Here is a 23,652-nt window from a genome sequence, read left to right as displayed (position 1 = left end):
TTCAGCACAAAGCGGGCAGATCGCTCTGCCCGCAAAAATTCAAACAGCTGTAACTGTACCCCATATCGGGGGTTTTATCACGCTTCGCCCCAGAATCTATGGGTGCTGCGCAGGAGCTTCGCAGTTTTCTCTTCGGCCTCCGCAACGTCTGCCTCTTGTGCCTGCCACGTCCAGTTGCCTGTGGCTACACCCGGCACGTTCATACGTGCGTCGTCGCCCAGCCCCAGCACATCCTGCAGCGGCATCATCACCAGGGGGGCGTCGCTTGCGAGCGCGTCGCCCATCAGCTTGGACGCCACCTCAGCACCGCTCGTCTCGTCGCCGCCTGCAAAGGAGCGCGTGCACCAGCCAGCGAGCGTCGAAGTGTCGTGCGTCGAGGTGTACAGGATTTTGCCCGGCGTGGGATGAATTCCGCAGCGAACGTCGTAGTCACTAAACTCCAGTACGTCCATGCCGGGAAAACCGCAGGTCGAAGCCATAGCGCGAACGCCAGGCGTCAGATAGCCCAGATCCTCGGCAATAAAATTGAGCGGACCCAGCTCGTCGTAGGCGGTCTGGAACAGGTCCTTGCCCGGACCAGCAAGCCAGCGGCCGTCGGCACAGGCTTTGCCAGCGGGAATGCTAAAGTAGTTGTGGAAGCCCAGGAAGTGGTCCAGGCGCACGCGGTCGTAGAGCGCGAACGCTCGGCGCAGGCGATCGAGCCACCAGCGATAGCCGCTCTCCTTCATGTGATCCCAGCGGAAGGTGGGGTTGCCCCACACCTGACCTTCGGGCGCAAAGTTGTCGGGCGGCGCACCGGAGATCTCGATTGCCTTGCCGGTATCGGACAGCCAGAAGTTCTCGGGCTCGCTCCACGCATCTGCCGAATCGTCCGATACATACATCGGGATATCGCCGATGACCTCGATGCCCTTCTTGTGCGCATAGTTCATGAGCTCGCACCAAGCCAGGTCAAAGCGGTACTGCATGTAGGCCTGAAGCTCGGCCTCGTCGTGGAAGCGCTTGTCGTCGATCAGATGCTCGTTGTAGCGCGCGACATCTGCCGGCCAATCGTGGCGCGACTCGCCCTCAAAGTATTTCTTAACGGCCATGTAGACGCAGTACTTCTCGAGCCAATCGGCATTGCGATGTTTAAACGCGGTGTACAGCGGGTCGGCATCTTCGCCGCCGCGGGCCTTCCAAGAAGCGAAGTCGGCGGCCAGCTCCTCGTGACTCTCGGGCAGCAGGTCGATGTTACCCGCAAAAGCCGAGGGTCCGGCATAGGGGGAGCGGAAGAAATCCGTCGGGTTGACGGGCAGGACCTGCCAGTAGCGCATGCCCATGGCGGCCAGGTGGTCGATAAAGCGGCGCGTGGGTGCGCCGATCGTACCCGGCTTGCCATCGTCAGTCGGCACCGAGGTGATGTGGCACACGACGCCCGCACCATGATCGAGCGGCTCTTGCAGGCGCCTCTCGGCATGGTGATAGATGATCGAAGAGCCCAGTGGGTACAGGTCGAGCGTAACCGTGCCGTTGTGGATCTCGCACTCGTGGCCGCTGATCACGTCACTCGCGCATTCACCGAGCGCCGGAATCGTCACGCGGTGCGAATTGCGTAGGCTGCGATTGACGATAACAGTCGCGGACTCGCCGTCTTTGCCCGTGCGAGTGTAGGCTAGGACGTCGTCGTTAAGCGCGAAGGCCTTGATCTCGCCGTCAACCATAAAAGGCAACGCGCGGCGTAGGGCGGATGCGTTCTTCACGATGGCCAGCGTATCGAAATCGTGGAGCTGGTCCTTTGTCGGCAGGGTACGGCGGTTGCCCGGATCGGTGAGGCCCTCCAGGCCGTACTCATCGCCATAATAGATCGAGGGCACGCCGGGGAAGGTCATCTGCATGAGCGTCGCCAACCAAAAGCGCCTCTTGGCCAGGTCCATGGAGTTCTCGTCCAAGCGCCATTTACTACGCTCGCTCTCGGGTAGTTGCGACTCGTCGGGACCACCGCCGAGCACCGAGATAATGCGCGGACGGTCGTGGCTCGAAAGCAGATTGAGCGCGCAGGCCAGTGCCTCGCGCGGGTAGTTCTCGCGCAGTGTCTCGATGTCCTCGGCAGCCTGATAAGCATCTCTGTAGCCCATCAAAAAGCCGATGACCATGTCGCGGAAGGGGTAGTCCATGGCGGAATCGAGTTCGGAGCCCTGCAGATAACGGCGCAGATGGCCATAGCTGATCTTGTTGGAAGCGTCCTCCCAGACTTCGCCGAGCAGCAGCGCATCGGGCTTCTCTTCGAGCACGGCGGCCTTGATATCGGCCAGGAAGTCATCGGAAAGCTCGTCGGCCACATCGAGTCGCCAGCCGTGGGCACCGGCGCGCAGCCACTTGCGAATGACGCCGTCCTTGCCCAGAAGCTTTTTACGCACGAGCTCGGAATTCTCGTTGAGGGCGGGCATGTTGCTCACGCCCCACCAGCAGTCATACGTGCCGTCCTCGTGGAAGGTAAACGCATCGCGCCACGGGGAGTCCTCGCTCTGCCACGCGCCGACGCCGGGATAGTTGCCGTAGCGGTTAAAGTAGATCGAGTCGTCGCCCGTATGGTTGAAGACGCCGTCCAGGATGATGGAAATGCCGAGCTTCTCGGCCGCCTCGCATAGCTCCGTAAAGTCCTGCTCGGTTCCCAGAATCGGGTCGATCTTGGTGTAATCGGCCGTGTCGTAGCGGTGGTTGCTCGCGGCCTCAAAGATCGGGTTGAGGTAGATGGCCGTAAAGCCCAGCTCGGCGATGCGGGGCAGGTCATTTTGGATACCCTTGAGAGAGCCGCCGTAAAAATCCCAGGTCTTGATGGATCCGTCCTCGGCACGCTCGTACACGGGCGGCTCGTTCCAGTCCTCGACCATGCGACGCTGGATTCCGTTACGCGGTTTTTCGACCTCGGCCAGCGTGCGTTCGCGCCAGTTTTCGTCGCGGGCGTAGCGGTCGGGGAAGATCTGGTAGACCATGCCGTGCTCGTACCAGGTGGGACGGTTCTCGCGGTGCTTGTAGACGGTAATCTGGAAGGACGGAACCTCGGCGTAGTCGTATACAACGCCCTCGCCGCCGGTGCGACCCTGCGGCGCACCCAAGCGGACCTCGGACTGGCCTTCGATATTGCATATAAAGCTGTACCATACAAGACAGGGCTCGGCGCAGTTGAGCTCACCGGTAAAGATGCCATCGCCCTTGTGCTCCATGGGGATTAAGGTCTCTCCGATGCCGTCGACCCAGGTGCGCAGGGTGAGCGTTGCCTGGTTGGGGTCGGCATCCTCCAAAATCACCGAAAGCGAAACGGAAGTTCCAGTGGTCACAGCGCCAAAAGGAGTGCGAAACTGCGTCAGGCGGCTGTTGTGTATCAATCTCATAGTACGGTCCAGTTCTATACAATCATGGCCAGCGGGTCATGGGCTTAACGCACAGTGCATAAGTATATCCGTTGCACTTTAGTTGTATAAACTACAGTCGCTCACTATCGGCGAACGGTTGTCCTAGAGAATCGTTTTACCAACTATCTACAGAGAAGGGGCGCCCGGTTGGAGCGCCCCTTGTTTAGGGTTTTTATTAGGTTTTAGATCGTCTGTGGGCTAGTGGCGCTTGCGGGTGGCCGTTGCCTTGCGGACGGAGGTCTTCTTGGTCGGAGCCTTTTCCTCGGCTGGAGCGGCGGGGGAGACCGGGGCCTTCTTGGCGGGTTCAGTCTTTGCCGTAGCCTTCGGAGCGGTCTTGACCTCGGCGGCCTTCGGTTCCGGCTCGGCCTTTACTGCGGGTTTGTCCTTGGCTTTAGCCTCTGCCTTGGGAGCGGCTGTCTTGGTCGTAGCCTTTTTGGCCGTTGTCGTGGCGCGCTTGCGTGTGGTGGTCTTGGCGGCCGGCTTTGCCTCGACCGTTGCCTCGGCCTTGGGCTCGGAGGGCGCCTCCTCGACCTTGACGGCGGGCTTTGCAGCAGCCTTCGGGGCCGTCTTCGCGGCGGCCTTCGTCGTAGCAGTCTTGGTCGCCGGCGACTTCGCAGCCGTGGCCTTCTTGGCGGTTGCGGTCTTGGTTGCGGTCTTGGTCGCGGTCGTCTTCTTGGCAGCGGTCTTGGCCGGAGCCTTTGCCGCGGTCTTAGCCTCGGCAATGGTAGCCTCAGCGGTGGCCTCGGCCTTTACCTCGGGAGCGGCCTCGGCTTCGACAGCCTTCTTGGCAGCGGCGGTCGTACGCTTACGCGTGGTGGTTGCCTTGGAAGTAGTGGTCTTGCTCGTAGCGGCCTTCGTGGTCGTGGCCTTCTTAGCCGTTGTCTTGCGGGTCGTCGTCTTCTTGGCGGTAGGCTTCGCCGTGGGCTTTACCTCGCCGTCGTCAGCCGGCTTCTCCTCGGCCTTGGGCTCCTCGGCAGCAGCGGGCTCCTTAACGGGTGCCGCAGGCTCGGCCTCGGCAGCAACGGGCTCCTTAACGGGTGCCGCAGGCTCGGCCTCGGCAGCAGCGGGCTCCTTAACGGGTGCCGCAGGCTCGGCCTCAGCAGCAGCGGGCTCCTCCACAGCCGCAGCAGCCTCCACTGCCACCGGCCTCTCAATCTCCGGATGCATAAAGAAGTACAGGTCCAGATACTTATCGGCCGAACGTGTCCAGCTAAAGTCCTGGCTCATGGCCTGCGTGACCAGCTGATCCCAGGCCTTGCGGTTATCCCAGAACAGGCGAGCCGCGCGGAACACCGCGTCGCCCATCTCGTCGCCGTTAAAGTGACTAAATGAGAAGCCCGTGCCCTCGCCGGTAAACTCGTTGTACGGTTGCACGGTGTCCTTCAGGCCACCGGTCTCGCGCACAATGGGCAGGGTGCCGTAGCGCATGGCGATGATCTGCGACAGGCCACAGGGCTCAAACTTCGAGGGCATCAGGAACATATCGGCGGCGGCGTACATGCGCTGCGAAAGTGCCGGGTCAAACTCGATACGCGCCGCCATGGTGCCGGGGTATTTGCCCTGGAAGTAGCGCAGGCCGTCCTCGTAGTCGCGGTCGCCGGTACCCAGCACGGCCACCTGAACGCCACCGGACAGGATGCGGTCGAGCGCGTACATGACTAGGTCCATGCCCTTCTGTCGCGTCAGGCGCGTGACCATCACCATAAGCGGGCGGTCGTTGCGAATCTCGAGCCCCAACTCCTCCTGCAGTTTGGCCTTGCATACGGCCTTCCCCGCACGGTCATCAACCGTGTAGTTGGCGGCAATGCGCTTGTCGGTCGCCGGATCAAAACCCACAACGTCAATGCCGTTGAGGATACCCTGCAGAGCGTACGAACGCTCGCGCAGCACGCCGTCCAGGCCCTCGCCAAACTCGGGCGTCTGGATCTCGCTCGCATAGGTGGGGCTCACCGTGGTGATGGCATCGGCATAGTGCAGCGCGCCCAGCATATAGTTAATGCTGCAGGCGTCACAGCGCAACTGCGTGGCGGCTGCCGGAATATGCGCCATACCCAGTATGTCTTCCATCACGGTGTCGCTAAACTGGCCCTGGAACGCCACATTGTGGATCGAGAACACGGTCTTGACGCGGTCGTACAGCGGCAGGCCTTGGTAGAACTCTCGCAAGAACACGGGCGCCAGCGCCGTCTGCCAGTCGTTGCAGTGCAGGATGTCGCACTCAAAGCCTTCGGGCAGGTGCTGCAGGCTCTCGGTGATGGCCTTGGAGAAAAACGCGAAGCGCTCGCCATCGTCAAAGAAGCCGTAGGGATAGTCGCGCGCAAAGTAGTGCTCGTTGTCCACGAACATATAGGTGACGCCGTCGTGCTCGAGCTTCTCCAACCCGCAGTACTCGTTGCGCCAGCTCAGGCTCACGTAAAAGTCGGCAAAGTGCTCCATCTGCGCCTTGTACTCGTCCTTGATGGTGGCGTACTTGGGCACCATCACAATGACTTCGGCGCCAGCGCGCACGAGTGCCGCAGGCAGCGAGCCCGCCACGTCACCCAAGCCGCCGGTCTTAACAAACGGCGCGCACTCGGCCGAGGCAAACACGATCTGCATCTTTTTGCTGGTTTGTGCCATTATGTCTCCCATGTTGCAATTCGAGAATAGCCGCCTGGCGCTAACCGGGCGACTATTCTACAAGTTTCGTGCGATTATGTGGTGCCAACGTTAACGAGCGATGGTGGTATCGGAAGTTAACGGAGCCTTGCCCAGCACCAGGATGTTCTCGGGCGTACCGCGAAGCTCGGTGTTGGTGGGAACCACGTTGTTCTTGTCCAGGATGGCGTTCTCAACACGGGCGCCGCTCTTGATGATGCAGCTCTGGTTGATGATCGAGTTGGTCACCGAGGCGCCTTCCTCGATCACAACGCCGCGCGACAGGATCGAGTTGCGCACGGTGCCCTTGATGATGCAGCCGGCCGAGATGATCGAGTTGCAGGCGTGGCTGCCGGTCGCGTAACGCGAAGGCGGCACGTCGTGGGCCTTGGTCAGGATCGGGCGCTCGGGGTCAAAGAGCCGATCGGCCACGGTCTGGTCGAGCAGGTCCATGCTGCGACGATACAGCGACTTCTCGCTAAACACGCCCACGACCTCGCCCTTGTACTTGTAGCTGCACACGTCGATGTTGCCAAAGTCGCCCTGGAGTGCCTCGAGCAGGTCCAGATAGTCGGCGGCCTGGTAGTGGTCGATGATCTCGAGCAGCGTCTCGCGGTTGACGATGCAGCAGTCCATAGAGGCGTTGTCGCCGTACGCGACGCCGGCGCTTACGCCCGTCAGGCGGCCGTTCTCGTTGATATCGAGCTTGGTCTCGTCTTCGACGTTGTGCGTGGCCTTGCAGTACACCACGGTCATCTGGGCACCGGATTTCTCGTGCGCCTCGATGATGGTGTTGAGGTCCATGTTAAAGATGACGTTGGTGCCCATCATCACAACATAGGGCTTGTCCGAGCGCTGGAACAGCGTCTTGTTGGAGATGATGTCGCGGAGCAAGAAGCGCATGCCGCCCTTGGTGGTGCCATACGCGTTGCCGGGCACCATGAACAGGCCGCCGTTCTTGCGGTCCAGGCCCCAGTCCTTGCCCGAGCCCACGTGGTCGATCAGCGAGCGGTAGTTGCCCGGCATGACAACGCCGACGGTCTTAATGCCGGCATTCATCATGTTGGACAGCGGAAAGTCGATCAGGCGGTAGCGGCCCAAAAACGGAACGGACGCGATGGGGCGATCCTTGAGCAGCACGCTGCCGTAGGTCGAAGAGTAGTTAGCGGTGATATAGCCGATGGCCTTGCGATTGATCATCGGATCATTCCCCCTTCCCGACAACGACGTCATTTCCAACGACGGCCGTATCCTTGGTGGTATCGACAGAGCCGAGCTTCACGCCCTCTTCGACCGTGGAGTTCTCGCCCAAAATAGCGCGGCAAATGTGCGCGCCGCTCTTAACATGCGCACCCGGCAGCAGCACGGAGTCCTCGACCACGGCGCGCTCCTCAATGATGACATCGGTCGAAAGGATCGAGTGGCGAGCGGTGCCGTAGATCTTGCAACCATTGGAGACCAGGCAGTCGTCCAGGCGACCGTCCGGGCCAATGTAGTGCGGCGGACGCGTGGTGATGTTGGACATGATGGGGAAGCTCTTGTCAAACAGATCGAACTCGGGGTTGTTGCCCAGCAGGTCCATCGAGGTCTCGTGGAAGCTGGCGATGGTGCCAACATCCTTCCAAAAGCCGTGGAACTCGTAGCTGTACAGGCGCTTGTCCTCGCCGAGCAGCTTGGGGATGATGTCCTTGCCAAAGTCGTGGCTCGAGCGCTGGTCCAGAGCGTCCTCCTCGAGCGCCTTGACCAGCACGTCGGCCGAGAAGATGTAGATGCCCATGGACGCGAGGTTCGAATCGGGCTTCTCGGGCTTCTCCGTGAACTTGGTGATGCGGCCGTCCTCGGGGTCGGTGGTCAGGATGCCAAAGCGGCTGGCCTCCTCCCACGGCACGGGCATAACGCTCACCGTGAGGTCGGCGTTGTTCTCAATGTGCGTCTTGAGCATCTTGCGGTAGTCCATGCGGTACAGATGATCGCCCGAAAGAATCAGGACGTATTTGGGGTCGTTGGACTTGATGTAGTCGAGGTTCTGCGTGATGGCGTCGGCCGTGCCCGCATACCATGCGCCACCGGTTTGCGTTTCGTACGGCGGCAGGATCGACACGCCACCGTCGCGGCTGTCCAGATCCCACGCCTCGCCAGAGCCCACGTAGGCATGCAGCAGGTAGGGACGATACTGCGTCAGAACGCCCACCGTGTCGATGCCCGAATTGGAGCAGTTGGACAGCGAAAAGTCGATAATGCGGAACTTGCCGCCAAAGCTAACCGCCGGTTTAGCGATCTTTTGGGTGAGTGCCCCCAATCGACTGCCCTGTCCTCCTGCGAGGAGCATCGCGATGCATTCTTTCTTACTCATCGGTTTCTCCTTCTGTCATCGATGTTCCTAAACCCATTAGCGACGGGCGCGGCGCTCGGTCGCGCCCGTCGAGTAATGCCGTGCGGCAAAGGGAACTCGCGGCCTTTAAGCGTGCCAGATCTCGTCGCGGTACTCGCGAATGGTGCGGTCGCTCGAGAACCAGCCGCTCGAGGCGGTGTTGAGCAGCGCCTTGCGGTTCCAGGTCTCCTGGTCGCCATAGCTGCCCGTGAGCTTCTCCCATGCATCCACGTAGCTGCGGAAGTCCGCCATGACCAGGTCGGGGTCGTTGTTGTTCATAAGCTCGTTGTAGATGCTCTCAAAGTTGCCCGAAAGGCCGGCAAACGTGTTGTCCTTGAGCTCATCCATCACGCGGCCCAGACGTTCGCGATCATTGTTGAGCGTATCCCACGCAAAGTAGCTGTTCGATGCCCAGAGCTGCTCGACCTCGGGAGCGGTCAGGCCAAAGATCGCCTCGTTCTCGCGGCCGGCCAAATCGGCGATTTCGATGTTGGCACCGTCGAGGGTGCCCAGCGTAATGGCGCCGTTCATCATGAGCTTCATGTTGGACGTGCCCGAGGCCTCCTTGCCAGCTGTGGAAATCTGCTCCGAAATCTCGGCGGCGGGGTAGATGAGCTGTGCGTTGCTCACGCGGAAGTTGGGGATAAAGCAGACCTTCATGACCTCGTTGACGCGCGGGTCGTTGTTGATGACCTCGGCCACCGAGTTGATCAGGCGGATGGTCTCCTTGGCAAAGGTGTAGCTCGAGGCAGCCTTGCCGCTAAAGATAAAGGTCGTCGGTGTCACGTGGAAGTTGGGATTGGCGATGCGACGGTTGTAGATGTCCATCACCTTCATGATGTTCATGAGCTGGCGCTTGTAGGCATGAAAACGCTTTACCTGAACATCGAAGACGGTGTTGGGGTCAATAACCAGACCGGTCTCTGCCTTAACGTAGGCAGCAAGGCGCTCCTTGTTGGCGCGCTTGGAGGCACCCACGGCCTTAAGGAACTCGGTGTCGTTCTGAAAACCTTTAAGTTTCTCCAGCTCAAAGGCGTCCTTCAGCCAGCCGTCGCCAATGGCCTCGGTCACGAGCTTGGCGTAGGTGGGGTTGGCCTCGGCAAAGAAGCGACGGTGCGAGATGCCGTTGGTCTTGTTGTTGAACTTCTCGGGAGTCAGGGCATAGAAGTCCTTGAGCACATTGTTCTTGATGATATCGGAGTGAATCTTGGCCACGCCGTTGACGCTGTGGCTGCAGATCACGGACAGGTTGGCCATGCGAACCTCGCCGTCCCATAGGATGGCGGTCTGGCGCAGACGCTCCTGCCAGCCCTCCTGCGTGGTATCGAACGACTCATGCCAACGACGGCTGATTTCGTCGATGATCTGGTACACACGGGGGAGGAGCTTGGAGAACGTGCCGATGGGCCACTTCTCCAGGGCCTCGGGCAGGATGGTGTGGTTGGTGTAGCTCACGACCTGCGTCACGATGTTCCAGGCGTCATCCCACTCGAGCTTCTTCTCGTCGATGAGGATGCGCATGAGCTCGGGGCCGCACATGGCGGGGTGCGTATCGTTGGTGTGGATGGCCACAAACTGCGGCAACAGCTCCCAGTTCGCGCCGTGCTCCTTCTCAAAGGTGTCGAGCAGGCTATAGATACCGGCCGAGACAAACAGGTATTCCTGCTTTAGACGCAGCAGACGGCCGTGCTCGCCGGCGTCGTTGGGGTAGAGGATGGCGCTGATGGCCTCGGCCTCGGCGCGCTCGGCGTCGGCCAGGGCGTAGTCGCCGCGGTTGAAGGCCTCAAGGTCAAAGTGCTCCTCGACCGGCTCAGCGGCCCAGACGCGCAGCTTGTTGACGGTCTCGCCGGCATAGCCCACCACGGGGATGTCATAAGGGACGGCCAGGATGTCCTGCGTGTCCACGGTTCGATAGAACGTGCGGCCGTTCTCCTCAAAGCCCTCGACGCGTCCACCAAACTTAATGGTCACGGCCTTGTCCTGACGACGGACCTCCCAGGGATAGCCGTTGGTGAGCCACTCGTCGGTGGTTTCGACCTGGCTGCCGTTGACGATCTCCTGTTTAAACAGGCCGTAGCGGTAGCGCATGCCGTTGCCGTAGCCGGCAATGCCCTCGGCTGCCATGGAATCCAGGAAGCATGCGGCCAGACGACCCAGGCCACCGTTGCCCAGCGCCGGATCGGGCTCCTGGCTCTCGATGACGGACAGGTCAAGCCCCATGTCGTCGAGCGCCTCGGCGACCATGTCGCGCACGCCAAAGTTGAGCAGGTAGTTGTCGAGCAGGCGGCCGATCAAAAACTCGATCGAGAAGTAGTACACCCGCTTCTTGCCCTCGGCGGTGGCGCGGGCGTCGCTCTTGGTGGCAACGGTGCGGGCCTTTTCGGCCACGAGCTTGGCCAGGGCGTTAAAGCGATCTAGGTCGCTGGCGGCCTCGACGCTCTTGCCGCTAATGCTCATGACGGCATCACGATAGAGCTCGGTAAACTCCTGCTTGTTGTCGAAGATCTTATTCATACGTTCCTTTCCCCCGGGGATGTTTCTCCCGGAACGGTTGTGACTTGTATCCTACGCCCCGCTGGGACGGGTAATTACAGCTGTAACGGCTTTGTTACGCATCCTTAGGTGACGACTTAACAGAGGCAGACTTGGCTTTGGTAGCGGCCTTTTTGGCAGCCGGCTTCTTGGTCGCGGTAGCCTTGGCAGCGGGCTTTGCGGCGGCCTTAGCCTTGGCCTTGGTCGTCGTGGCCTTCGCCTTGGCCGGAGCCTTCTTGGCGGCCGCTGGCTTGGGCTTCACCGAGGACGCACGCTTGCGGGTCGCCTTCTTGGGCTCCTCGACCACGGGCGGCTTATAGCTGCTGGGGCCGCGACGCTTAAGCACCACGCCTGCCAGGCTGGGCACCTTAATCTCGATAGAGTCCATCTGCCCGTTCCAGGGATAGGGCTCGCTCGAGCAGGTGTAGGGCTCCTCGCCAGCATAGCCGCTGCCGCCAAACTCGGGACGGTCGGAGTCAAAGATGACCTCCCAGTCGCCCTCACGCGGCACGCCCACACGGAAGCTCTCGTAGGCCGCCGGGTCAAAGTTGATCAGGATCACGAGGTCGTCATCGACGTCCTCGCCCTGACGCACAAAGCTCACGATGGACTGCTTGGAGTTGTCCGCGTCGATCCAGGTAAAGCCATCGTCATTGTAGCCGCGCTCGTACAGGGCGGGCTCGGCGGTATACAGGTGGTTGAGCGCCTTAATGAACGCCTGATGGTGTGCATGGGTCTCATACTGCTCAGTCAAGAACCACTGAATAGATTCGTAGTAGCGCCACTCGATAAACTGGCCGATCTCGTTGCCCATAAAGTTGAGCTTGGCACCGGGGTGCGTCATCTGGTAGAAGGCGAGCGTGCGCAGGCCGGCAAACTGGCGCCACCAGTCACCCGGCATGCGGCCGATGAGCGAGCACTTGCCGTGCACGACCTCGTCGTGGCTCAGCGGGCAGATAAAGTTCTCGGTAAAGGCGTACATGATGGAGAACGTGAGCAAGCCGTGATTGCCGGGGCGCCACGGAAAATCGGTCTGCATGTAGTGCAGGGTGTCGTTCATCCAGCCCATGTCCCACTTGTAGTGGAAGCCCAGGCCGCCGTCCTGCGGCGGATAGGTCACAAGCGGCCACGCGGTGGACTCCTCGGCCATCATCATCACGTCGGGGTAGTGCGCCTCAACAGCGCAGTTGACCTGACGGATAAACGCGCTGGCGTCCAGGTCCTCCTCGGTACCGTACTTGTTGAACTTCTTTTGGCCAGGATCGTCAATGCCAAAGTTGAGGTACAGCATGCTGGACACGCCGTCCATGCGAATGCCGTCCACATGGAAGTTCTCGATCCAGTACAGCACGTTGGAGACCAAGAAGGAGCGGACCTCGCCGCGGGCGAAGTCAAACTTGTGCGTGCCCCAGTTGGGGTGAATCTCGTGCTCAAACAGCATGTGGCCGTTAAAGGTGGCAAGGCCGTGGGAGTCGGCGCAAAAACCGCCGGGCACCCAGTCCATGATCACGCCGATGCCCGCCTCGTGGCACGCATCGATAAAGTGCATGAGCTGCTGCGGGTTGCCGTAGCGCGACGTGGCGGCAAAGTAGCCGGTCGTCTGATAGCCCCAGGAGCCATCGAAGGGGTGCTCCATAAGCGGCATGACCTCGATATGCGTGTAGCCCATATCGCGCACGTAGTCCACGAGCTCCACCGACAGGTCGTCGTAGGTGTAAAACTCGCCGCGCTGCGCAGGGAAGGGGTCCATGGGACCGGGGTAGTTGCCGTACTCGTCCGGCTCGCCCTGTGGCTCGTCTCCGTGGCGCTTCCACGAGCCAATATGCACCTCGTAGATGTTGAGCGGCTGCGACATGTGGTTGTGGCCGGCGCGGCGCTTGAGCCACGCGGCGTCGTTCCACTGGTAGCCATCGAGGGTCCACAGCACGCTCGCCGTTCCCGGAGGGCACTCGGCCTTAAAGGCGTACGGATCGGCCTTGTAGAGCTTTTCGCCCTCGTTGGTCTCGATGAGGTATTTATAGAGCTGGCCCTGCTCGGCGCCAGGAATAAAGCCTTCCCAGATAGCGCTCGTGTGTACGGGCACCAGCGGGTTGGCTTGTTCGTCCCAATTGTTGAATTCACCGATAACGTGGACGCTCTTAACGTCGGGCGCCCAAACGCAAAAACGCCAGCCGCGCGTGCGCTGCTGCGTGTCGGGATGCGCGCCCATCTTTTCCCAGCTGCGCTCCCACATTCCAATGCCAAACAGATAGACATCGTCCTTGGTGAGCTCCGGTGCGTGCGGGGCGGCTTTACGGGTAGCGGGCTTTTTGGTTGCTGGCTTTAGCTTTGTATCGCTCACGTTTGATCCCATCATGACGCGGCAGCGTGTTGCCTTGGTGACTAGATGCGAAAGGTCCAAGGCTGCACGAATCGAAGGGACGGCGATAGCTCTATGAGTCGTCCCACCTCGCGTGCACGGTGGAACTTTCGGCAAAAACCACAATAACACCTGTCCGTTACTTTTATGGACGAAAGTGGATTTACGGTGGCGTTTAATCGGTGAGCGCCATGTTTATGCCACTGACAGAATTGCGATGGTAAAACTCTTGACAGTTTTACCAATTAGGGTTTCAAGATTTTTAGATTTACGTTTGGTAAAACGTTTTTAGCAGGTTGTTTACCATTTGACATTGAAAGGTTTGCGAATGAACCACACAGCCGCCTCTAATGTTGCTTTTATTTTTGATTGCGACGGCACACTGGTAAATAGCACCCCCGTTTGGGGCTATGCGCAGCCCGAGTTATTGCACCGTCACGGCATTGATGTAACGGTCGACGATTTTGCCCAGTTTGAGCATTTGTCGCTCGAGGACGAGTGCCAGGCCTATCACGACACGTGGGGCATTGGCGCAAATGGCGAGGAGCTGTATCGCGAGCTGAGCGACATCCTGATCGATGGCTACTCCAAGGTGCCGCCGCGCGAGGGGCTCCGGGCATTTTTGGAGCAGGCGAAATTGGCCGGCATTGCTATGTGCGTGGCCACGTCCACGCCGGCCAAGCTGGTGCAGTCCGCACTCGTGGGTGCGGGGCTCGACGCCTACATGGAGTTTATTACTACGACGGGCGAGGCGGGCCGCTCCAAGCAGTTCCCCGATGTGTACGAGCTGGCGCTGTGCCGCCTTGAGGAGCGCCACGGGCATAAGTTTGAGCGCGCGTGGGTGTTTGAAGACGCCGTCTTTGGCCTTAAGAGCTCTGGCACTGCAGGCTTTAAGCGGGTGGGCATTTATGACCCGCACGGCCGTATGGAGCGCGACGAGGTTCGCGATAACTGCGATATCTTTATCGATAGCTATGAGGACCTGGATCTGGCCCGCGTGCTTGCGTTTAAGGGCTAGGCGAGGGCCGTGGCTTGTAAGGTATTAGTTGTTTGCGGCTCGCCGGTGGTGGCGAGCGCGGATCTGTTGCGTCGACTAGCGGGGGAGTGCGACCACGTTGTCGCCGTGGACTGCGGGCTCGACGCGCTGCTGGGTGCTGGCCTGGGTTGCGACGTGTATGTAGGAGATGCCGACACGGTGAGCGACGCTGGTCGCGCGTTGGTCGATACCGCCGAGACCTTTGAGGTTGAGCGCCACGACCCCTACAAGGACTATACCGATCTGGCGCTGGCGCTCGATTCCGTCCGACGTCGCTGGCCGGGTGCCGAAGTGGTTGCGACCTGCGCCACCGGCGGTCGCCCGGACATGGCCCTGTCTGTGTTAGGGCTACTGGCAGGCTATGCGGACGCCCCCGTCTGGATCGAAGAAGACGAAGTGACGGCCAGAATCCTGCACCAAGACGAGACCTGGACCATTGAGGGCTCCGAGGGCAAAACCTTCTCCATCATCGCCATAGCCCCTGGGACAGTAGTAAGCGAACACGGCCTAGAATGGGAGCTAGATCGGAGCTCGCTGGGCCTGTTGGCCGACACCGGCATCTCTAATGTCGTAAGGAAAACTGCCAAGATTCAAGTCCACCAAGGAACGGCAATCGCCTACCTCTACAAGTAAGGTGCCGCCGCGTGAGGGTTTTATCGGGACGGTGGGCGAGTAGGCAATCGCCGCGTGAGGGTTTTATCGGGACGGTTGGCGAGTAGGCATTCGCCGCGTGAGGGTTTTATCGGGACGGCGGGCGAGTAGGCAATCGCTGCGTGAGGGTTTTATCGGGACGGTGGGCGAGCAGGCAGTCGCCGCGTGAGGGTTTTATCGGGACGGTGGGCGAGCAGGCAGTCGCCGCGTGAGGGTTTTATCGGGACGGTGGGTTAATTAGCTGGTTTTGGCTAAGCCAAAACCAGCTAATTCAGCCCCGTCCCAGGAAAACCCGTAAGTAAGAAGATCAATCCAAAAAACTTCTTGCACAACCAAGGATCTTCCCCTATAGTATCTCCTCGTCACGGGGGCGTAGCTCAGCTGGGAGAGCGCTTGACTGGCAGTCAAGAGGTCAGGGGTTCGATCCCCCTCGTCTCCACCATCGTGAATGCAAAGGCCTTCGGAAAACCGAAGGTCTTTTTTCATACGTGTCCACACTACAAACCAGAGTGACGCTCGCATCAACCTGTAAAAAGTTGCGCAATTACCTCCCCGTTTTGTACAAAGTTTGTTAGCCAAACATAATAGTTTGAGCAATTCACGCCGCCAGTAATACAACTCAGGCAGTGCTCACCAACCCACACACCCCCATAAACCTGCGGCAATGTGTGCAAGGCGGCACAATATCCCCCATAACCACGGCAAGTAACCAATATGTTGCTAAACACACCCCAAAACGTATGGGCTATCTGCTGTGCTAGGATAAATAACGTTACATGGGTTCAACTGTGCTCACGGCTCCAGCAAGCCGCAAAGCGCAGGGTCGATCAGCATCCGGCCGTAACGGCGGTGCCAGAAAAAACCACGAACTCCAATAGCGTCGTCATGCGTATCGCATCGAAAGGCTTTGTTTTTGTCTATGTGCAAGCTGTTCTCTCGATTCGATATTTCATGACTCATCGCAGCAGTCCTACAGCTGTTTGCGTGCGATCCAGTTTTGTTCCCGCTTGACTGGATCGCACGCAGCTAGCTGGGGTCGTGGTCATTTTGCGATACACGTCCGCGTCTCTAGCAACTGCACTTATACATACCGTTCACGGTGGGGCAGAGCCACGCGCTTGTCTAACTGGGCTCAGGGTTTGAATATGGAGCGCCTTCGCGCACAAGCGCCCTGGCGAAGCCATACCTAAACCCCGTGAGCCACACGTAAGACAGCAAGGGGGTGGTGCTCGTGTGGTATGTGATCCAGGTCATTAATGGTCGCGAAAATGTAATGCGCGAGCGCATTGAGCGAATGGTGCCGGCTGGCACCATTCAGGAGCTCTTTTATCCCCAATTTCAAACCGAGATAAAGGTACACGGCGAATGGGTCAACACGACCAAGCCGCTCTTTCCCGGTTATCTTATCTGCGACACGGCAGATCCCCGCATCGTGCAACAGTACTTGCTTCGCATGGACGACTTTGCCCGGGTGCTATCCCAGGACGGTCAGTTTGTGCCGCTGGCAAAAGAAGAGGTCCAGCTTATTGGCGGCTTTACGCATAAGGGAGACCGCGTTGTGCCCATGAGCGAGGCCTTAAAAGACGGCGACCAGGTCGTAGTGACGGCAGGTCCGCTGCTGGGCCACGAAGGCCTTATCAAATCCATTAACAGACGCAAGAGCACTGCTTATTTGGAGCTCGACCTGTGTGGCCGACGCGTAACTACACGCGTTGGCCTTGCCGTGCTTTCAGCCGAGCAGCGCGCAATGCGAAACCTAAAAAGGGCGATCGCCTAGCTGCTGGCGATTTTCTCGCAAAACAGGGAGGATCCCCGATCTGGGGACGAAGTCTTGGAAGAAAACGTGTCGGATAAAACAGAATTTGCAACGGATGCGCCCGTGGGGGCGGCGCTCATCGCTCAGGCCATGGAACGGCGTGAGTGCGCCGGTCGCTACAAGGCCATGCAATCCATCATAGACTGGGATCGCTCGCGCCTGGCCTACCGTGCCGTCAAGCGCGCCTTCGACATTGCGTTCAGCGGTGCCGTGCTCGTCGTCATCGCTGTACCCAGCCTTGTGCTCGCCGCGGCCATCCGTCTGGAGAGCGAGGGCAACCCGTTCTACAGCCAGATTCGCGTGGGCCAGTCCCGCCCCGACGGCAGCCTGACCACGTTCCGCATGTGGAAGTTTCGCTCCATGTACAGGGACGCCGACGATCGCCTCGCCGAGCTCAAGGATCAGAACGAGATCGCCGGCGCCATGTTCAAGATGAAGGAGGACCCCCGCGTCACCAAGATCGGTAGGTTCATCCGCAAGCACTCCATCGACGAGTTCCCGCAGTTCCTCAACGTATTCCTGGGGCAGATGTCCGTCGTCGGGCCCAGGCCGCCGTTGCCGAATGAGGTTGCGGAGTATACGGAGTACGACCTGCAACGTTTGGCCGTGAAGCCCGGGATCACCGGACTCTGGCAGGTTACGGAGCGCAACTCTACCGGTTTCGACGGCATGGTCCGCCGGGACCTCGAGTACATAGCAAAACGCGGAATCGTTATGGACCTCAAAATCGTCCTCCTCACGGTTCTGGAGGTCTTCAACGGGAGCGATGCGTACTAATGCAACATGTTTTCATCATCGGATCCAAGGGGATTCCGGCAAACTACGGCGGCTACGAGACGTTCGTGGAGAAACTGACCGAGAATCAGGTATCGCACGACATCAAGTACCACGTGGCATGCGCCGTGGACTCCGCCGAGCAAGTCGGCGAGTTCGAGCACAACGGGGCGCACTGCTTCAACGTGCTGCGCAGGCCCGTCGGCGCCGCGAGGGCTATCTTCTACGACATCGACGCCCTCAAGTGGTGCATCGCCTATATCGAGGAGCACCGAGTCCAGCACCCCATCGTCTACGTGCTGGCCTGTCGCATCGGGCCGTTCTTCGGCAGGTACGTGAACAGGATCCACGCCCTTGGCGGCGAGGTCCTCGTGAACCCCGACGGGCACGAATGGAAGCGCGCCAAGTGGAGTGCACCCGTCCGAAAGTACTGGAAGCTCTCGGAGCGCGGGATGGTCAAGCACGCCGACCTGATGGTGTGCGACTCCAAAAACATCGAGAAGTACGTTCTCGAGGAGTATTCCGACCTGCACCCCGAGACGACCTTCATCGCCTACGGGGCCGACATCAGGCGCTCAGCGCTCGCGGACGACGACCCCAAGTTCACTGGATGGCTCTCCGAGAAGAGCCTCGAGCCCTTCGGCTACTACCTAGTTGTAGGGCGCTTCGTGCCTGAGAACAACTACGAGACCATGATCCGGGAGTTCATGGCTTCCGAATCTAAGCGGGATTTCGCGCTCGTGACGGGAGTGGACGACTCCTTCCTCGCAGAGCTCGAGCGGAAGACGCACTTCAAGTCCGACCCACGCATCAAGTTCGTCGGGACCGTCTACGACCAGGAGCTCCTGAAGAAGATCCGTGAGCAGGCTTACGGCTACTTCCACGGCCATGAGGTCGGGGGCACCAACCCGAGTCTTCTGGAGGCGCTGGCGTCAACGCGCCTCAACCTTCTTCTCGACGTCGGTTTCAACCGCGAGGTCGCTGAGGACTCGGCCCTGTATTGGGGCAAAGAGTCCGGAGACCTGGCTGAACTTATTAACCGTGCGGACATGATGGACTGGAATTCGATCGAGGAGCTTGATGCGGCCTCGACCTCCGTTATCCGCGACCGGTATTCGTGGCGGTTCATCACCGACAGCTACGAAGGCCTTTTCCTCGGAAGGTAATGGCGCTATGAAAGGCATCATCCTCGCCGGCGGGTCCGGCACGCGCCTGTACCCGCTCACGCTCGTGACCTCCAAGCAGCTGTTGCCGGTCTACGACAAGCCCATGATCTACTACCCGCTTAGCACCCTCATGCTGGCGGGCATCCGGGACATCCTGGTCATCTCCACCCCGACGGACCTCCCCAACTTCGAGCGCCTGCTCGGGGACGGCTCGCGCTACGGCGTGAACCTCTCCTACGCCGAGCAGCCGAGCCCCGACGGCCTGGCGCAGGCGTTCACCATCGGCGAGGACTTCATCGCCGGCGAGCCGTGCGCCCTCGTGCTCGGCGACAACATCTTCTACGGCAACGGCCTGTCGCGCCACCTGACGCGCGCCGTCCAGAACGCCGAGTCGGGCCGCGCCACGGTCTTCGGCTACCACGTGGACGACCCCGAGCGCTTCGGCGTTGTCGAGTTCGATGCGCAGGGGAGGGCCGTCTCCATCGAGGAGAAGCCCGCCGAGCCCAAGAGCTCCTACGCCGTCACCGGCCTGTACTTCTACCCGGGCGACGTGGCCGCCAAGGCGCATGAGGTCAAGCCGTCGGCCCGCGGCGAGCTGGAGATCACCACGCTCAACCAGATGTACCTGGAGGAGGGGACGCTGTCCGTCGTCACCCTCGGCCGCGGGTACGCGTGGCTGGACACCGGCACCATGGAGAGCCTGCACGAGGCGGCGGAGTTCGTCCGCGCCGTGGAGCACTCACAGGACCTGCCCGTGTCCGTCCCCGAGGAGATCGCCTGGGAGAACGGCTGGATCACGACCGAGGGGCTCAAGGGGGCCGCGGAGGCCTACGGCAAGTCGGTCTACGGCCGGCACCTGAAGAAGGTCGCCGCCGGCGAGATCGTCAACAGCCCGCGCGAGTACTAGGAACTGAGGAGACATACATATGGCAGAGGAGACCTTCTCCCCCAAGAACATCATCGTAACGGGCGGCTGCGGCTTCATCGGCAGCAACTTCGTCCACTACGTGGTCAACAACCACCCCGGGGTGCACGTTACCGTCCTGGACAAGCTGACCTACGCCGGCAACCCCGAGAACATCGCCGGGCTGCCCTCCGACCGCGTGGAGCTCGTCGTGGGCGACATCTGCGACGCCTCGCTTCTCGATAGGATCGTCCCGGGCCACGACGCCATCGTGCACTACGCCGCCGAGAGCCACAACGACAACTCCATCGCCGACCCCGAGCCCTTCCTGCGCACCAACGTCGAGGGCACCTTCCGCCTGCTGGAGGCCGTCCGCAAGTACGGCATCCGCTACCACCACGTGTCCACCGACGAGGTCTACGGCGACCTCGCGCTCGACGACCCCGCCAAGTTCACCGAGGAGACGCCGTATAAGCCGAGTTCTCCGTACTCGAGCACCAAGGCGTCCTCCGACATGCTCGTGCGCGCCTGGACCCGCACCTACGGCCTTCGCACCACGATCTCCAACTGCTCCAACAACTACGGCCCCTACCAGCACGTGGAGAAGTTCATCCCCAGGCAGATCACGAACATCATCGACGGCGTGCGCCCCAAGCTCTACGGTAAGGGCGAGAACGTCCGCGACTGGATCCACACCGAGGACCACTCCTCGGCCGTCTGGGACATCCTCACGAAGGGCCGCATGGGGGAGACCTACCTCATCGGCGCCGACGGCGAGAAGAACAACATCACGGTCCTGCGCATGATCCTGGAGGCGATGGGAAAGGACCCCGAGGACTTCGACTGGGTCGCCGACCGCCCCGGCCACGACCGCCGCTACGCCATCGACTCCACCAAGCTCCAGCGCGAGCTGGGCTGGAGGCCGGCCCACACCGACTTCGCCGAGGGGCTCAAGGCCACCATCGACTGGTACGTCGCCAACGAGTCCTGGTGGCGCCCGGCCAAGGAGGCCACCGAGGCCCGATATAAGGCCCAAGCAAGCATGTCTGATGTTGAAGCTATCGGTAACCAGTGTGGTTGAGTTTGATTCGCGTGATTTGGAAGGGGAATTGGCAGCGTGTCTAGCCGGGTTAATTTGCCTGGGATTTGTTTCCTTTGGGGGAGAGAGGGTGAATTATGAAGATAATCCTCGTTAATAAGTTTCATTATATTAAGGGCGGATCTGAAACCTATTACTTTGGTTTGGCTGACGGCCTTGTCAAAATGGGTCATGATGTTCATTTTTTCTCAATGAGAGATGAGCGCAATTTCCCCTGCGACGATGCTGATTTCTTCGTATCCCCTAAAGACTACAATTCGCCTACCGCTTTTGCTGATAAAGCAAAAGCGGCTGCTACTTTGATTTATTCCCAAGAATCTAAAAGGCGTTTTCAAGCACTTTGCGAGAGCGTGCGACCTGATGTTATCCATTTAAACTTGGTTCACCGACAGATAACGCTTGCCATTCTTGATGCGCCTTACATTAGGGAGCATCGAGTCCCTGTAGTGTTTACTTCGCATGACTACATACTCGTTTGTCCGAACTACGTGATGCTTGATGGCAACGGTACTGTCTGCGATGCATGCCTTGGAGGCCATTTTCTCAATTGCTTTAAAAATAAATGTGTTAAGGAATCATCGACAAAAAGCCTTCTTGCCTGCATGGAGGCTGAATTTCTTAAGGTGACAGATGCGTACAGTAAAATTGACCATATTATTGCTCCATCGATATTTATGAAATCAAAGCTCATCGAAAGCGGTATTTCTTCGGCAAAAGTGTCGTTCATGCAGAATTTTGTTAGCGATCATGTTCATGACTGTGCTGAAGATAGCTCTGATTACACCGATAGATATAACCCTTACATCCTGTATTTCGGACGGCTCTCATGTGAAAAGGGAGTTGACGTGCTGATTAAAGCAAGCTCAGTGCTTCCAGAAGGCTGGCGCCTTGTTATCGCAGGGGACGGGGCTGAGCGCAAGTCCTTGGAGGCTCTATCTTCTTCAAGCCGCAACAGAGTTGAGTTTTTGGGCTATAAGGCAGGCGCCGAGTTGGTTCAATTGGTCGCCGGCGCCGCTTTGTCGGTTGCTCCATCCCGTTGGAGGGAAAACATGCCCTACTCCATCATGGAATCCTTTGCTTACGGCACTCCTGTTATCGGTACGACGATTGGTGGCATACCCGAGCTTGTTTTAGAAGGAGAAACGGGATTCCTCGCGGAGCCCGATGACGTTGATTCGCTGCGACAGGCGATAACAGCTGGCGTACGCGCATTTGACGATCGAGGTCAATACGAGGCAATTCAGGCGAAGTGCAAGTCTTATGTAATTAGGCGTTGCTCTCAGGATTCTTATCTGCAACGTCTCGTTTCTCTGTACCGAATTTTAATTGAAACGAAGTGCGATGAGTAAAAAGCAGTATTTAACTCTAGAAGAGGTTAAAGCGGAAGAGCTGAAAATCCTTAATGCGTTCGCGGCGTTCTGCAAGATGCATGAATTGAAATACTCTCTCGCGGGGGGCACTCTTCTGGGGGCGGTCCGGCATAAGGGTTTTATTCCATGGGACGATGATATTGATGTCTTAATGGGGCGACCTTGGTATGACAGGTTCTTGTCTTTTCGAGACAAGTTTGAATCCGAGCACGGCTATCGCGTCGTTGCATATCGAGGCACAAGAATCGATGCAACCCCCTACATCAAGATTGTGAACGACAGCATTCTGGTCAAGGCGGATATTGAGAGCTCGGTTCAGAAGCTGTGGATTGATGTCTTTCCTGTCGACGGGTTACCCGAAGATGAAACGGATCTCGAGTGTTTGTATTCGCGGGCGAGCCGTTTGCGCAAGGCGATTATTGTCTCTGGGGTAAACCCAAGCTCCGGAAGCACGAAGGCGAAAAAGATCGCGAAAGTCGCTGCACGAGTCTTTCTTTCGGTTCCTGGGGTTGTAGCTGAGGCAGGCGCGAAGCTTGACAGGCTGGGACGGGCTATTCCCTATGGTTCGACTCCCTATGTAGGCGGACTGACGTGGGGTCTTTACGGATCTGGCGAGCGTGTTTCGTATGAGGGGTTTGAGAACCAGATTTCTCTTCCTTTTGAGAACTATGAATTCACTTGTATGTCTTGTTGGCGCGAGTATCTGACTGGTCTTTACGGCGATTACATGAAGCTCCCGCCTGTGAACATGAGAGTCAGCCATGATGTTACAGCATGGCGCGTAGAGGATGGTGGCATCTAATGGAGAGCTTCCCAAGGGTTGTTGCGGTTATTTTTGCGGGCGGTGTAGGTTCCCGGATGCACTCGAAAGACCTGCCAAAGCAGTTTCTGCGTATTCACGGTGAGCCCATAATTGTGCGGACTGTTCGACACTTTCAGGAGCACCCGATGGTGGATGCCATTGTGGTGGTGAGTGGTGCGGACTGGCTTGACTATTCTCGCGATCTTCTCGAAGAAAGTCATATGTCTAAGGTTGCTGCGGTGGTTCCAGGAGGGCCTACTGGGCAGGAGTCGATTTTCCATGGGCTGCTTGCAGCAGATGAGCTCAGTGGGGGCGCGCGGACTGTCGTGCTTATTCACGATGGGGTTCGCCCACTCATAAACTCGCAGGTAATAACTGACAACATCGAGACGGTCTGCAGTACCGGTTCCGCGATAACCTGTGTGCAGGCTAAAGAAACAGTGCTCGTGATGGGAGCTGACGGCGGTGCCGAATCAATTCCCGATCGTTCTACCCTCAGGCTTGCTCGTGCTCCTCAGAGTTTTTGGCTCGATGAGATACTTGCTGCCCATCGCGAAGCCGATTCCGCTGGTAGGCATGACTACGTGGACTCCGCTTCGATGATGTTCGAGCGCGGATACTCGCTGACGCCTGTTGAGGGTCCTGATGAGAACATCAAGGTAACTACTCCGGGTGACTTTTTCTCTCTTCAGGCGATTCTCAACGCCCGCGAGAATGAACAAATCTTTGGAATTTAGGGG

General features: G+C 59.1%; 16 protein-coding genes and 1 tRNA gene. 11 read left to right on the top strand and 6 right to left on the bottom strand.

Annotated elements, in window-relative coordinates; genetic code table 11:
* Positions 1 to 77: 77 nt before the first annotated feature.
* From ACTQ1S_RS07255 to glgB, 6 genes are all read right to left on the bottom strand, one after another.
* A complete protein-coding gene (locus tag ACTQ1S_RS07255) occupies positions 78 to 3,374 on the bottom strand; it encodes a 4-alpha-glucanotransferase (RefSeq protein WP_441547401.1) in 3,297 nt (1,098 codons plus the stop codon).
* Between the two features lie 219 nt (positions 3,375 to 3,593).
* Positions 3,594 to 6,014 (bottom strand): glycogen synthase GlgA, encoded by a 2,421-nt coding sequence (glgA, locus tag ACTQ1S_RS07250; protein WP_441547400.1) that lies wholly within the window; start codon positions 6,012 to 6,014, stop codon positions 3,594 to 3,596.
* A 90-nt stretch (positions 6,015 to 6,104) separates the two neighbouring features.
* Positions 6,105 to 7,232: a glucose-1-phosphate adenylyltransferase subunit GlgD gene (glgD, locus tag ACTQ1S_RS07245; protein ID WP_441030892.1), complete on the bottom strand. Its 1,128-nt coding sequence runs from the start codon at positions 7,230 to 7,232 to the stop codon at positions 6,105 to 6,107.
* 4 nt (positions 7,233 to 7,236) lie between these two features.
* Positions 7,237 to 8,385, bottom strand: a complete 1,149-nt coding sequence (locus ACTQ1S_RS07240) for a glucose-1-phosphate adenylyltransferase (RefSeq protein WP_154518056.1) — start codon at positions 8,383 to 8,385, stop codon at positions 7,237 to 7,239.
* A 105-nt stretch (positions 8,386 to 8,490) separates the two neighbouring features.
* A complete protein-coding gene (locus ACTQ1S_RS07235; RefSeq protein WP_427747385.1) occupies positions 8,491 to 10,917 on the bottom strand; it encodes a glycogen/starch/alpha-glucan phosphorylase in 2,427 nt (808 codons plus the stop codon).
* Positions 10,918 to 11,011: 94 nt separating this feature from the next.
* Positions 11,012 to 13,291: a 1,4-alpha-glucan branching protein GlgB gene (gene glgB, locus ACTQ1S_RS07230; RefSeq protein WP_441031236.1), complete on the bottom strand. Its 2,280-nt coding sequence runs from the start codon at positions 13,289 to 13,291 to the stop codon at positions 11,012 to 11,014.
* Positions 13,292 to 13,622: 331 nt separating this feature from the next.
* Here glgB and ACTQ1S_RS07225 point away from each other — a divergent pair, with 331 nt between their 5' ends.
* The 11 genes from ACTQ1S_RS07225 to ACTQ1S_RS07175 all read left to right on the top strand — a co-directional run bounded on the left by ACTQ1S_RS07225 (position 13,623) and on the right by ACTQ1S_RS07175 (position 23,649).
* Positions 13,623 to 14,312 carry an HAD family hydrolase gene (locus tag ACTQ1S_RS07225; protein ID WP_441547399.1) on the top strand — a complete coding sequence of 230 codons (690 nt, stop codon included), beginning with the start codon at positions 13,623 to 13,625 and terminating at the stop codon, positions 14,310 to 14,312.
* Positions 14,313 to 14,321: 9 nt separating this feature from the next.
* Complete coding sequence (locus ACTQ1S_RS07220) at positions 14,322 to 14,963, top strand: thiamine diphosphokinase (protein ID WP_441547398.1); 642 nt, start codon at positions 14,322 to 14,324, stop codon at positions 14,961 to 14,963.
* 384 nt (positions 14,964 to 15,347) lie between these two features.
* Positions 15,348 to 15,423: transfer RNA gene (locus ACTQ1S_RS07215), tRNA-Ala, on the top strand.
* Positions 15,424 to 16,212: 789 nt separating this feature from the next.
* A complete protein-coding gene (gene loaP / locus ACTQ1S_RS07210; protein WP_441547397.1) occupies positions 16,213 to 16,758 on the top strand; it encodes an antiterminator LoaP in 546 nt (181 codons plus the stop codon).
* A 66-nt stretch (positions 16,759 to 16,824) separates the two neighbouring features.
* Entirely contained in the window at positions 16,825 to 17,574 is a 750-nt protein-coding gene (locus tag ACTQ1S_RS07205; RefSeq protein ID WP_441547396.1) for a sugar transferase, read from the top strand.
* The gene (cps2T, locus tag ACTQ1S_RS07200; RefSeq protein ID WP_441547395.1) at positions 17,574 to 18,737 is read left to right on the top strand and encodes a beta 1-4 rhamnosyltransferase Cps2T; all 1,164 of its coding nucleotides are present in this window, start codon (positions 17,574 to 17,576) and stop codon (positions 18,735 to 18,737) included. Before ACTQ1S_RS07205 ends, cps2T begins: the two co-directional genes overlap by 1 nt.
* Positions 18,738 to 18,744: 7 nt before the next feature.
* Complete coding sequence (rfbA, locus tag ACTQ1S_RS07195; protein ID WP_441547394.1) at positions 18,745 to 19,644, top strand: glucose-1-phosphate thymidylyltransferase RfbA; 900 nt, start codon at positions 18,745 to 18,747, stop codon at positions 19,642 to 19,644.
* Positions 19,645 to 19,663: 19 nt separating this feature from the next.
* Positions 19,664 to 20,722 (top strand): dTDP-glucose 4,6-dehydratase, encoded by a 1,059-nt coding sequence (rfbB, locus tag ACTQ1S_RS07190; protein ID WP_441547393.1) that lies wholly within the window; start codon positions 19,664 to 19,666, stop codon positions 20,720 to 20,722.
* Positions 20,723 to 20,817: 95 nt separating this feature from the next.
* Positions 20,818 to 22,089, top strand: a complete 1,272-nt coding sequence (locus ACTQ1S_RS07185) for a glycosyltransferase family 4 protein (protein ID WP_441547392.1) — start codon at positions 20,818 to 20,820, stop codon at positions 22,087 to 22,089.
* Complete coding sequence (locus tag ACTQ1S_RS07180; RefSeq protein WP_441547391.1) at positions 22,082 to 22,912, top strand: LicD family protein; 831 nt, start codon at positions 22,082 to 22,084, stop codon at positions 22,910 to 22,912. Before ACTQ1S_RS07185 ends, ACTQ1S_RS07180 begins: the two co-directional genes overlap by 8 nt.
* Positions 22,885 to 23,649, top strand: a complete 765-nt coding sequence (locus ACTQ1S_RS07175; RefSeq protein WP_441547390.1) for an IspD/TarI family cytidylyltransferase — start codon at positions 22,885 to 22,887, stop codon at positions 23,647 to 23,649. Before ACTQ1S_RS07180 ends, ACTQ1S_RS07175 begins: the two co-directional genes overlap by 28 nt.
* Positions 23,650 to 23,652 lie beyond the last annotated feature (3 nt).

Source organism: Collinsella sp. LCP21S3_D3 (genome assembly GCF_052118305.1).
GTDB lineage: Bacteria > Actinomycetota > Coriobacteriia > Coriobacteriales > Coriobacteriaceae > Collinsella.
Note: the sequence above shows the minus strand (reverse complement) of the source record. Positions and strands in the feature narration are given on the sequence as shown.

Bases quoted from the DNA above. Each gene is read 5' to 3' on its own strand.
- cps2T (WP_441547395.1), top strand. From the start codon at position 17,574: ATGCAACATGTTTTCATCATCGGATCCAAGGGGATTCCGGCAAACTAC.
- ACTQ1S_RS07255 (WP_441547401.1), bottom strand. From the start codon at position 3,374: ATGAGATTGATACACAACAGCCGCCTGACGCAGTTTCGCACTCCTTTT.
- glgA (WP_441547400.1), bottom strand. From the start codon at position 6,014: ATGGCACAAACCAGCAAAAAGATGCAGATCGTGTTTGCCTCGGCCGAG.
- rfbA (WP_441547394.1), top strand. From the start codon at position 18,745: ATGAAAGGCATCATCCTCGCCGGCGGGTCCGGCACGCGCCTGTACCCG.
- ACTQ1S_RS07235 (WP_427747385.1), bottom strand. From the start codon at position 10,917: ATGAATAAGATCTTCGACAACAAGCAGGAGTTTACCGAGCTCTATCGT.
- ACTQ1S_RS07185 (WP_441547392.1), top strand. From the start codon at position 20,818: ATGAAGATAATCCTCGTTAATAAGTTTCATTATATTAAGGGCGGATCT.
- ACTQ1S_RS07225 (WP_441547399.1), top strand. From the start codon at position 13,623: ATGAACCACACAGCCGCCTCTAATGTTGCTTTTATTTTTGATTGCGAC.
- glgB (WP_441031236.1), bottom strand. From the start codon at position 13,291: ATGATGGGATCAAACGTGAGCGATACAAAGCTAAAGCCAGCAACCAAA.
- ACTQ1S_RS07180 (WP_441547391.1), top strand. From the start codon at position 22,082: ATGAGTAAAAAGCAGTATTTAACTCTAGAAGAGGTTAAAGCGGAAGAG.
- ACTQ1S_RS07175 (WP_441547390.1), top strand. From the start codon at position 22,885: ATGGCGCGTAGAGGATGGTGGCATCTAATGGAGAGCTTCCCAAGGGTT.
- ACTQ1S_RS07240 (WP_154518056.1), bottom strand. From the start codon at position 8,385: ATGAGTAAGAAAGAATGCATCGCGATGCTCCTCGCAGGAGGACAGGGC.
- glgD (WP_441030892.1), bottom strand. From the start codon at position 7,232: ATGATCAATCGCAAGGCCATCGGCTATATCACCGCTAACTACTCTTCG.
- rfbB (WP_441547393.1), top strand. From the start codon at position 19,664: ATGGCAGAGGAGACCTTCTCCCCCAAGAACATCATCGTAACGGGCGGC.